At 57.2% G+C, this 10,956-nt stretch carries 11 protein-coding genes and 2 pseudogenes; 6 read left to right on the forward strand and 7 right to left on the reverse strand.

The features are described 5' to 3' along the window. Positions 1–5: 5 nt before the first annotated feature. The 4 genes from XH79_RS13730 to XH79_RS13745 all read left to right on the forward strand — a co-directional run bounded on the left by XH79_RS13730 (position 6) and on the right by XH79_RS13745 (position 2,774). Entirely contained in the window at positions 6–779 is a 774-nt protein-coding gene (locus tag XH79_RS13730; RefSeq protein WP_128948394.1) for a hypothetical protein, read from the forward strand. Next, a complete protein-coding gene (locus XH79_RS13735) occupies positions 766–1,323 on the forward strand; it encodes a type II toxin-antitoxin system VapC family toxin (RefSeq protein WP_128948393.1) in 558 nt (185 codons plus the stop codon). Before XH79_RS13730 ends, XH79_RS13735 begins: the two co-directional genes overlap by 14 nt. Positions 1,324–1,440: 117 nt before the next feature. After that, the gene (locus tag XH79_RS13740) at positions 1,441–2,163 is read left to right on the forward strand and encodes a hypothetical protein (protein ID WP_271582016.1); all 723 of its coding nucleotides are present in this window, start codon (positions 1,441–1,443) and stop codon (positions 2,161–2,163) included. A gap of 338 nt (positions 2,164–2,501) precedes the next feature. Continuing rightward, complete coding sequence (locus XH79_RS13745; RefSeq protein WP_164937379.1) at positions 2,502–2,774, forward strand: hypothetical protein; 273 nt, start codon at positions 2,502–2,504, stop codon at positions 2,772–2,774. Positions 2,775–3,001: 227 nt separating this feature from the next. Here the strand turns inward: XH79_RS13745 and XH79_RS13755 are convergent, their stop codons facing one another. The 7 genes and pseudogenes from XH79_RS13755 to XH79_RS43110 all read right to left on the reverse strand — a co-directional run bounded on the left by XH79_RS13755 (position 3,002) and on the right by XH79_RS43110 (position 8,468). Then, positions 3,002–3,232: a hypothetical protein gene (locus XH79_RS13755; protein WP_128948391.1), complete on the reverse strand. Its 231-nt coding sequence runs from the start codon at positions 3,230–3,232 to the stop codon at positions 3,002–3,004. Between the two features lie 52 nt (positions 3,233–3,284). Continuing rightward, positions 3,285–4,520, reverse strand: a pseudogene (tnpC, locus tag XH79_RS13760) (IS66 family transposase); the annotation flags it as partial. A gap of 226 nt (positions 4,521–4,746) precedes the next feature. Then, a complete protein-coding gene (locus XH79_RS13765; RefSeq protein ID WP_128948390.1) occupies positions 4,747–5,433 on the reverse strand; it encodes a hypothetical protein in 687 nt (228 codons plus the stop codon). 1,139 nt (positions 5,434–6,572) lie between these two features. Next, positions 6,573–6,740: a hypothetical protein gene (locus XH79_RS13770; protein ID WP_164937378.1), complete on the reverse strand. Its 168-nt coding sequence runs from the start codon at positions 6,738–6,740 to the stop codon at positions 6,573–6,575. Between the two features lie 522 nt (positions 6,741–7,262). Further along, positions 7,263–7,562: pseudogene (locus XH79_RS13775) on the reverse strand (SOS response-associated peptidase family protein); the annotation flags it as partial. A gap of 17 nt (positions 7,563–7,579) precedes the next feature. After that, positions 7,580–8,002 (reverse strand): hypothetical protein, encoded by a 423-nt coding sequence (locus tag XH79_RS13780; protein WP_128948389.1) that lies wholly within the window; start codon positions 8,000–8,002, stop codon positions 7,580–7,582. A gap of 103 nt (positions 8,003–8,105) precedes the next feature. After that, the gene (locus XH79_RS43110) at positions 8,106–8,468 is read right to left on the reverse strand and encodes an excalibur calcium-binding domain-containing protein (protein ID WP_333921836.1); all 363 of its coding nucleotides are present in this window, start codon (positions 8,466–8,468) and stop codon (positions 8,106–8,108) included. 537 nt (positions 8,469–9,005) lie between these two features. Between XH79_RS43110 and XH79_RS13790 the strand changes: the two genes are divergently transcribed. Both XH79_RS13790 and XH79_RS13795 read left to right on the forward strand, forming a co-directional pair. Then, positions 9,006–9,983, forward strand: a complete 978-nt coding sequence (locus XH79_RS13790; RefSeq protein WP_128948388.1) for a hypothetical protein — start codon at positions 9,006–9,008, stop codon at positions 9,981–9,983. A gap of 271 nt (positions 9,984–10,254) precedes the next feature. Then, positions 10,255–10,392, forward strand: coding sequence for a hypothetical protein (locus XH79_RS13795; protein WP_271582017.1), 138 nt, complete (start codon positions 10,255–10,257; stop codon positions 10,390–10,392). Positions 10,393–10,956: the final 564 nt, after the last annotated feature.

A 10,956-nucleotide genomic window follows, 5' to 3' on the forward strand; every position in this document is an offset into this window, starting at 1 on the left:
CGCCGATGGCAAAGCCTCCGAACAAAGCGACCCGCCCGCACGGCAGCGAATATCAATTCAGGATTGACGCCTATAGCCCGGCAACCATGCCGATGGGACGGCTAGCTCAGTACATGGCAGAATTAGCAACGCTACTTGGCGAGCGGGACGCGGTGCACTTTCGAGGCCTCACAAAGGGCAGCACGATCCTAAACGCGCGTGTTGACCGGGAGGCCATGCCGAAGGTCCGCGCACGCGTGGTAGCCGTACGCGCGGGGGATGCTAGCGGAGACACCCTCCGGGCCTTCAACAGCCTGAACAAGCTTCTTAAGGCCGACAACGCGGTCGGCGTGCTGCGAGACGCCGCGCCCCGTGGGGTTATTATCCGCTTCCCCGGGCGCGAGGCGGTGGAGGATAGATTCACCGTCAAACAGCAAGGCTCGATTGACGGCATTGTCACCGGCATTCGCGGCAAAGACAGCTCCATCCACATAACGCTGCAATCCGAAACTCAACAGATAAGCGGCTGCGAAACCACACGCGCCATAGCCAAACAGCTCGGGGCTAAGCTCTTCGAGCCTGTGCGACTGTTCGGCAAGGGCAAGTGGACTCGCGATGCGGACGGCACTTGGACACTTGAGAGCTTCCGGGTGGAGAGCTTTGAAGCTCTCCGCGAGACTCAGCTTACCGACGCGCTCGCGGCTCTACGCGACATTCCCACCGAATGGGGAGACGACGCATATCAAGAGCTGATCGATATGCGAAAGGGACCGGGAGGCAGCAAGAATGGTGGTCATTGACTCCACGAATCTCTTGCTGTTGCTGCGCCCAGGTACCCGCATTCCGAATGGAGCGGACGGCGCGCCCATCACCCGCCCTCGGGATAGAATCCAGTACTTGGTGCACCGACTGAGTCAGGACAAATCGAAAATCATCATACCGACGCCCGCGCTCAGCGAGGCCCTAGTCACAGCCGGGCCGGAAGCCTCTCAGAAAATCGTAGAGGACTTGCAGAAGTACGCCGTGTTCGCAATCGAGCCATTTGATACCCGCGCTGCTTTGGAAGCCGCAGCGATGCTGCGCACAGCGCTCGCAAACGGGAATAAGCGAGGGCCAACAAAAGCCCCTTGGCAGAAGGTGAAAGTCGACCGTCAGATTGTTGCCATCGCGAGGGTTCACGGCGCGACCGAAATTTACTCCGACGATGGAGACGTTGCCGCGCTCGGGGCGCTCGCGAAGATCAAGGTCATTAGCTTGTCTGATTTACCCCTGCCGCCTGAAAAGGCTCAGCTCAGTTTAGAACTCGAACCGGCCGCTGATCGCGCGACAACCGCCGAAGATTAAGGCCTCGCGGACCAGCCATAAGAACAAACGAATTCGCTTGATGGCGCGGGCGAAGCTGAGAAGCAACTGCGCCGCGAGATTGTAGCTTGAATTGAATGCGGGGGCTGATCGTCTACCATGGCATTGAGCACGGAAGAGATAATCGAAGGAGCTTTTTTGGAAGTCTGCCCACCGTCAGAGGCAGTCGAGTGGCTGAAACGAAGGCGAGAGAGCGCGAGCAAAACGCCGCTTCTCATGCGCGACGACAACAAGCACCAAGAAGAAATCCTCTACCTCCGCAATGACGCATTCATTGAGTTCGGCCTAGCCCGTTACGGCGTTAACGCAGGCGTCGCGCAACGAATATACGAACGGGAACACCGGGGCATCCGTTGCACGCTCCTAGCTAGTTTTCCAAGCGGTGGGTTTGACCCCTTTGGTGATCGATTTTTACTTCACGCTTCTTTGCCTACTGACACCCAGGAGCTTTGCGCGCTATTTTCGAATTCAACATTAAGCGACAGCATCCTCGAAAAACTTCTCGAACGAAAATCCCCCTTCGATTCATTGAGCGATGAAACGTTCGAGTCGGCCATCATCGCACTCGCAAAAAATCCCCGCATGTCCACTCCGTACGATGAAACATATTTGGACGGATACAGCGATTATTCGTATCACAAGGTCTTTTCCTGCGCGTGGCAGCTAGCAGCAACAGTCCCCGTTACACCCCGGTGGGCGAGTGTCTTGTACTACCTCTTGAACGCATGCCATCCCGCGCGTGGTGTGGAGGCGCTGGTACTTTTCAACCGAAAGCGCCGATCAAGTGGACGCGGGATACTTTCTACGCTCGCGGCTAGCTGACTTGCTGAAGGCGGACGAAGCGCTACTTGGCGCCCGTGATCCGGCTCTACGGTCTTCCTTTTATCGCCGCTTCAGGCCGACCGACTTCCCGTCGTGGTCCAAGTTCGCGGACTCAGACCGAGAGCACTTCTTGGATTCTGCTCTCCACAATCATAATCTTTGGCGAGCTGAGAGCGACCGAGAAACGCTGAGCCAGCTAAGCTGGAACCACCCAGACCCTCAATCAGACTTGATGATGGTCAATCAATTTCGAGCGGTTGAAGGACGCATGCGGCAGCAACACCCCGACTGGTTTAACGGGGACGAGTGAACAGCGCGCGTGGAAAGAGAGATAGAGTATGAGACTGTTCAATCGTCTGTCACGTCTCGGACGGGCTTACAGGAAGTTGCCCGAACATCATAACTTCGCTGAACTTGCAGACAATATAGACGCGTTCGCAAACCATCTTCTTGACCGCGCCATAGGCAAGAATTTTGGCGGAGAAAGCTATTTGAATGCACCTAATACGTGGGAATGGAAACTGGGCCGCGACTTAAAGACCTTGGTGGAATACGCCCGCAGCTATGTGCCCAAAGATGTTGACGGGTTGCATCGAACACGGCGCGATTAGCGCGCTCGCCACTTTAACGCCGCAGCGATAAGGCAAGCTGTCGTCACCCCGGCAGAGCTGCGAGGTTTCAGGCGCATCAATCCCCCACAGCCGTATACGGGTGCCGTGAATCTCTAGCGTGTCGCCATCAATGAGGCTGGCCTGTCCCAATAGGTCTTTTGCAAAAGCGGGATGCAAAAACAGTAAGCGCTGTTCCGAACACACGGGTTCGAGACGTTAGCTGATCTCTATGTTTTTCGTTTGTGGAGGGCTGCCAGCCGTTCCGCCTCAGCTAGTGCCGCAGTTTTGGTTTTAAACGGACCAACGTCGTGTTCTTGCGTGTCGGGCAGCCAAGCAGGCAAGAACCACCAACCGCCCGGGCGGTAACTCGTGCTGTTCCTAATCGACCCGATTTGTTCGGCTATAAACCAACCGGGATCTACCCCGTCCTGTTGCCACAAGATGTTCTTGTCGCTCATCGGCGCGCCTCAAGAATGTCGGTTGGTCGATTTTCTTCGCCCAGGCCGGATTCTAGCCGTTTCCGTAGGCCCATGGCAACAAACTGTCGAGTTGGCGGTTCGTGTGACCGTTGACGATCCTGGTGAGCACATCGGTGATGTAGGCCAGCGGATCAATGTGATTCAGCTTACAGGTTTCGATCAAGGAGGCGATGACGGCCCAGTGTTGGGCACCGCCGTCAGAACCTGCGAACAGTGCGTTTTTCCGATTGAGCGTGATCGGGCGGATCGAGCGCTCGACGGTGTTGTTGTCGAGCTCGATATGGCCATCTTCGATGAAGCGCGTCAGGCCCTCCCAGCGTGAGAGCGCATACCGAATGGCATCGGCCAGCTTACCCTTTTGGCTGATCAAACCGAGTTTCGTTCGCAGCCACCTTTGGAATGCGTCGGCGAGCGCCCGGCTCTTCTGTTGTCGAACGAGATGTCGCTCGTCGGCGCTGCGACCACGGATTTCCTTCTCGATGGCATAGAACTCGGCGATATGCTTGAGCGCCTCGCTTGCAATAGGCGCGGGACCGGGGGCGGCAAGTTCGTAGAAGTTGCGCCGCATGTGCGACCAGCAGAATGCAAGCTGAACGTCGCCACGCTCGGCGAGCTTGCCATAGCCGACATAGCCGTCGACCTGCAGGATTCCCTTGAAGCCTGCCAGATGGGCGATCGGTCGATCGGCCTTGCGATCGGGGGCATAGACATAGGCGACGCCCGGTGGATCGGCACCGCCCCACGGCCGGTCGTCCGCCGCATAGGCCCAGAGCTGGCCGGTCTTGGTACGCCCGCGGCCGGGATCGAGCACCGGCATCGCCGTCTCGTCGGCGAACAGCTTGGGCCGTTGCCTGAGCTTGCCGAGGAGGCGCTCATGCAACGGACGCAGGTGGAAGGCTGCTTGCCCCACCCAGTCCGCCAGCGTCGAACGATCGAGCTCAATGCCCTGGCGGGCGTAAATCTGCGCCTGCCGGTAGAGTGGCAGGTGATCGGCATATTTGGACACCAGAACCTGGGCGACGGTTGCTTCGGTCGGCAGTCCGCCCTCGATCGACCGCGCCGGGGCCGGCGCTTGCATGACACCATCCTCGCAAGCACGGCAGGCATATTTGGGACGCCGGGTCACGAGGATCCGGAACTGCGCCGGGACTAGGTCGAGCCGCTCGCTTCTATCCTCGCCGATCCGGTGTAACTCGCCCTGGCAGCAGGGACAGGTCTTGTCCTCGATGTCGACGACGACCTCGATCCGTGGCAGGTGCGCCGGCACGCACCGAATCTCTCAGCAGATGCGGCCAGCTTAGACGCTGCTGCCGATCAGGCAATCGCAGCTTGCGGCGCGCCCGCGAAGCTGTGAAGGCGCTGTTGATTGCGAATGAGTTCTTAGAGCGCGAGATGGAAGAGCGGGTGTCGCGCGGGTACATTCGAGGCGTCAAGCACGGTAGGTTCAATACATATTCGGGCTGAGCACATGAAGCGTGACATCGATGAGGCCACTAAGCTTTGAACGGTGTATCAGGGTAATCAGGATAATCTCTGTCGAGCTCCTTCAACAACTCTCCACGGAGTATCCCCCAGAGTGCTAATATTGTATCCCGTGCGATTTCGGAGTCTTGCGACGTTATCGAACTGCCGTAGCCCAAGCGTGAGATGACGGCAGAAATCTGCTTTAGACTTTCGAATGGATAAAGACCGATAGATTTCTTTTCTGGGAAGCCGTACGTCGCCAACGCACTTGCGCAGGCGCTTAGTGATTTAGCATGTTGAATGGCCAAAACGAATTTTCTGGTTTCATGGGACAAAGCTGTGCGCTCTTCCCCTACATTCCGAAACGCACCCCGTACATCATCTATTCGGCAACTTAGGCTGTGCATGACCTTCGCGTATTCAGCCTGCGTGTGCGTTGGCGAATGCGTGTACTGTATTGAGTCCTGAACTGTAACCACAATTTTCTGCCACACATCAAAGAGGGCTTTCGTGAAAGCAACCCTCCGCTGAACGCAGAACGCGAGCCAAGCAGCCCCGATAGGAATCAAAACCGCAGGAACGACCCGCAGGGCGCTGCTATATGGGTCGCTAGCATTTGGGTTACCCCAACAACTAGCGGCTAACGAAAGTAGGGAAAGTAGGAGCACTATTAAGATCGTTCCGATGACTTGCTGCTTGAAGGTTTTGCCTGTCATGGGCCGCCTCCCGGATGGCTGCTCGCGTAGCCTATCTTACGGAGGCCTCGCCTTCAATTGCGGCGAGCGATTTTTGCTCGGGACAATCGCGTACCCGCCTGTTACCGCGAGTGCGAAAGCGCCGGTAACCCGTCAAAGCTCATGGCGTTCAACTAGGCCGGTTGTCGGGAGCGCTCTTGGACGCTTCAACGAACGCGCGTCCCACATCCCCTAGTTCAGCCTTAAATTCAATCTCCATCTGCTCGTCCGGTCCCTTGCGGACGCGCACTAAGTGGCGTCGGCCTTCGTCGAGAGCAGACGCAAGGGTGTCTTGCATCTGCTCCGCGGTCAGGCCCCGGCCCCATATGTGCCGCGTGACTACCAGCTCCATGAGTCGAGCTAGGTCTTCTCGATTACCGTCCGTTCGATCTGCTCCGGACATTCTCGCAGCCACTCAAATACACCTTCGAGACCGTACGACTGTTCGATTGCGGGATCGCCCGGCAGGGAGCCTGCCACCCTCAGGACGAAATCAACGTCAGACTTACGGTACATCCGGTCTTGCAGCTCGTATTCTTCACGCGTGACGGGATTACAGTCGTGGTAGTGCCTTGTAGCGATTAGTTGCATTCCCCTTGCCCCATACCCTCGGTTTGATAAATGACCCGCCCTGGAATCAGCGGCTCGACCGACTTTTGTGCGAACTGACCCGGATCGACAACGGCTTTATTTTTCGCGTGCGAGGGCTTCGCTACCTAGACGACGCGCGTGTCACAACGATAATAGGCGCCCAGAACGTAAGGTTTGTGAGGCGACAAACCTTACAGACTGTCAGGCATCGTACCTCACGAGGCCTGAGCATGCCGCCCGCTTGGGGCAGCGCTTAAGCAGTTCTCGCGAACGACGACGCCCCAGGCACCGCTCTAGGAACAACGGCCCGCAGTACGTCACCACGGCCTGCACCGCGTCGCGCGGAACGTACTGTCGGCGCGAAGCCACGTAAGCCAAGCCGGGCAAGATCATGTCCGGCAGCGAGTCAATTAGCACGAGAGCATCAATCGAGGTCTGACATTCACGCAGCCTCGCGAGCGCAGGCACGAGGATGTCCAGCGACGCTTCATACGTTGCGCCCCGCCGGGGCGCGTACTGGATTCGCTCCACTAGAACTCCCCCTTTGCAATGCCGAGCTGAACCACGTTGACTTCGATCCGCGAAACACCATCGGGCTTCGCGTCCCTCACTTCATATAGGGCGCGATTGCAAAGGCGCATGATGCGGTAACCCTGCATGAGCGGGAACGGCAACTCCTTAACGTCCTCGAACGTCATGTTCGATTTCTTCGTCGCCACCGCAGCGAGGTCGTTAAGATGCGTCGCTTTTGTCTGAGCATCGGACGGACTATCGAAGTGAACGCCATACTGAAGCGTTGGTAGCGGGGGAGCGCTACCTGCGTTCCCCCCGACACAGCTAACCTGAGTATCTGGTATCCATCGGTGAATGACGTCCACACCGGATCGAGGGCGGCGCGATCGGATAGAAAACCCGCCTAATCCTCAGGCTGCTTCGAGCTGCCTGTGTACGCCTTCTTCTTCACTTTAGAGATGAGCATGCCCCCTTAGAGTGGAAATCAAACTCTCGTCGCAGAACTGATGTGTAATCCATGCGCCCCAGAACATAGTCGATCAAGTTCTGCAAAAGGACCGCCTCGTTTAATATCTCACTTTGCGATTTGTTCTTTATCGCCCAGATCATGAGGGAAATAATGTAACCGCTCCGCCGCAATCCCGCCCGCTGTAGTTGCTCCATCAGCCGTCGATAGATTTCAGTTGCGGCTTCGTCGGAAGCGGTTATTCGGCGAAGCTGTTGAACGGCACAAGGCAACGGTTCTCGGGCTTTAGCCAGCCGCGCCAATGTGGTGATGACGTATTACGGATGTTAGTAACTGGCGGGCCACCCGCGCGCGGCGGCGGCGGCATGCCCCAGCGCATGAGCGTCATCTCAGTCCCGCCTTCCGTGTTGCGGATCACCGGCACCGGGTAGTCCGGAAAGACTCCGGGCATTGGCTGTAGGTTGCCGACGTAGCGGTTGACCACGCGGAAGAGCGCGAGGATGGCGGCTTGGTTGGTGGTGATGCTGTAAAGGTTGCACATGTGGGCAAACAACAAGGTCAGTTATTCAGCTTTCGGCACAATACCTGAACGGCCACGAAGCACCCGATGCAATATGGCTTAGCCGTGTTACCGTAGTTGCGGACGCCCACGACGTAAGAGCCTTTTGGACAAGTCGCCGTGACTGGCCCATAACCGCCGTTGACGTTTTTGGGGTCCAAGGGACCAGGATCCTGGCCCCACTCGCCAAGGCGAGCTATTTGGTAATCGTTGTAGAGTATTGTGATAGCGCCATTCAGGAAGCCAGATATGGTCACAGCCGCAATGATGGTGATGACCATAGAGCGAGGAATGCCCTTCTTGGCAATCGATCTTGTGATTGGCGCAACATTCAGGATTAGCCAGCCGCCAAGGGCGAGAATTCCCCATTTCAAAGCCTCAACGATCAGCGCTTTTATCAGTTCGTAGGTAAGCTCCCACATTTACCTCCTCCCGTTTCAACATGTTTCCGGCTGGGGGCCCCATTAAATGTCTTGGAGCTCAGCCTTGGGCCGCTAGAGAATTGGCCGAAACACGAACCTTAAACTACCGCGACGGCCATGGCTCACAAGCAACTCCGTCCCTGTCGCGATCATGATGTCTCCAGTACCCCGGCTCTCCCAGCCTCGCCGGTGCCAAGCCAAACAAGCGGGCAAACTCACAGTTGGGCGCGGACGCGATATGTCTGAGCGTTGTCGTGACCGGCCAAGGGCTCGAAGCCAAGACCCCGAAGACCGCAACAGCTAGTGTAACGGCTGAGATCGCCATCGCCGCGTTCATGACACGGCGCAGCTTGATAGCACGATCATGACGCGACGACACCGCACGGAACCTGCGCTGCAAGTTGCGCAGTCGCTGTTCAGGACCGGGACCGGGGCGAACCGGATTGAGGTTCGGAAGGTGCGGCATGGCCAAACCAAGGAAGTGCTATACAAAAGCGTCTGACTGAAAAAAGTCTATTCCAAGTAGCTTGGTAGCAATGTCTCTGCCAGAGGTTGTGGAGCCTAGCCCACAGCCCATTAGTCCGCGCTCACGAAGTCGCCCTCGCAAATCAGGCGAGAATGCCTATTTTTCCCGCATGCGTTCATTCGAATTTTGCCTGCCAACCAAAGGCACCACGGTCCCGAACGGCCCAGATTGGCTCCATGAGGTGAAGTACGACGGATATCGCCTCCGCATGGAGCGCGACGGCGATCGCGTGCGCCTCATCACGCGCATGGGACGCGCGCGTTAGCTGCGCGTGTTGCGATGAGGTCTTTCAGTCGATCCCTGGGGCGAGTTTTTGGGTTCGCGGCATTTTTCCAACACGCGGGGCGACCTGCCGTTGATGTACACGCATCCGTTGCCGCAATGTCAAGTACTAAGAATAGTTACGTTCGCCCTTGACGAGCGGTGAGCGGCGCTCAAGCATTGGTTGTTTAATCATCTCATGCGGAGGTTAGGAAAATGACCCGCCTCAGTGCGTTCCTTTGCGCTATGTGCGCAAGCGCCGTCGCATTGTTTGCTTTCACAAACTACGCAGAAGCGCAATGTGACCCGCGAGCTTTCTTGGTTCAAGAGATGAAGGACATTCGCGCCACGGGAGAAACCGAGCTGGCCTTTGTTCTTACCGCAAGTCAGGAGGAATTCGATCAAGCAAAAAAGAGCGGCGCCTTGAGTGGTTCCTATGGGTTGATTTCCGGCTCGGGCAGCTACGCTGAAGCCAAGGAAAAAGCTGTTCGGATAGCTCAAGCTACGAAATTTGACTACCGCAGCTCCTATGCGACAAGCTATTTTTCACAAACTTACTCGGCGCGAGCCATAGCCGCTTACGAAAGCTGCCTCAATCACAAATCGGCGGGGCTGCCTATCTGGTTGCGCAGTAGAGAGGGAGATTTTCTCACGTTCGAGGCGTTCTGGGTTGGAAGAAACCTCGACGATGCAAATGCAAACTATGATGCACCACCTCTCGTAAAAGGTGGCACCCTAGTCAGCAAGCCCGAGAAGTGGACTCAGGGAAAAACGGAGCAAATAGTCATTGAGCGTACTGGCAACGGCGATGTTTTTCTTCAGCTAAAGGTCGGCGGTGAAACGAACTCCAAGGTCATCGTAAGGGATCCGCCCCAGGTTGTATGGGATACTCAGCCTGTAACCTCGGATACCGTAATGAAGACCTGTTCGCACGGCCCCAACCCGGGTTGCAGCGCCGGACAGGTGGGGGACTGCATCCATCCAAAGCACCCGGGCGGCTACTTTGTTCAAAAAACTCGCTCAGTGACGCAGTTTTCGAGTTCCGACCCGGGGCGGTATTCCGAGCAATATGATCAGGATACCCCAGCAAAGGTTTGCGTCAAAATAACGCAAAGCACGGGTGCTTGCGAAGTCACTCAATGCGCGCAGGGCCGCCTCACAGCGAACGAAACATTTCCTAGAGCCGCTGAATAGATGAAGAACGGATTTGCGCGTGCTTCCTAGGCAACGGCCCCGACGATATTGCACGTCGGGGCCCTTCAAGGTCATCAAGCCGGTTACATCCGCTGTGCCTTTTGATCCCCGATGTCGTCGATTACCGCACGCGATCTGGTGCAGAACGTCGCACGGCTGCCGTATCAGCGTGGATCACATGCTGCACGAAAGCGCTCGGCCGCCAACTCGGCCGCGGATCGTTGACTGCTTCGTAGTTGCCGGCATACCGCCGGAGCAGCTCGTCGCCCGCATGCAGGAACTTGAGGCAGAGAAGATCATGGTCGCAGCCGGGCTCGAAAGCGCCAAAGAAGGCGACAACATCATCGCCCTGCCCCCAAGGCGCTCGACCGCTACAAGCGCGCCGTTGTGGAACTGGCTACAGAGTTGAAGCGCGGTGCCCCGACCGAGTTCGCGGCCATCCGCGAATTGGTGACGGCCATTGTCGTGCATGCCAGTCCCAGCCGACCGGGCGGTGCCGGGACAAAGGCTAATGCCGAGGATGACCGGAGTGTGCGGATTGATATCAAGGGGCGGCTAGCGGCCCTCTGCGGCAATCCAGCCCTATTCCCAAACATGGCTATGTCGGGGGGATCGTTGATAGCGGGGGAGCGCTACCGCCTTTCCCCACACTCACCACACCTAAGATACCTTATCAAGTCCTGCGCCTAAGCCAGAGCAGCTCAAACAACGCTCACCAAAGTCATTGTCGCCCGTAGTTCCGGTGCCGATCGAAGGTCCGAACGGGTCGATCGTGTCGTTTTGGGTCTGTATCGATCAACTCCGGTCCTCCCCGGGGAGCGGATATTCCCTCGGCCGAGGCGAGCCGGCGAGCGTGATTCCCTTGTGTTGACGCAAATCATGACGAGGTCAATCAATGGTGGGCCGCGCCTGAAGAGTAACAAAGGTCAACTGTTCTACGAGGTTCTTCTCAGCGACCGCGATTCCAAGATCA

The sequence above is a fragment of the Bradyrhizobium sp. CCBAU 45389 genome (assembly GCF_028128625.1).
Taxonomy (GTDB): Bacteria; Pseudomonadota; Alphaproteobacteria; order Rhizobiales; family Xanthobacteraceae; genus Bradyrhizobium; species Bradyrhizobium liaoningense_B.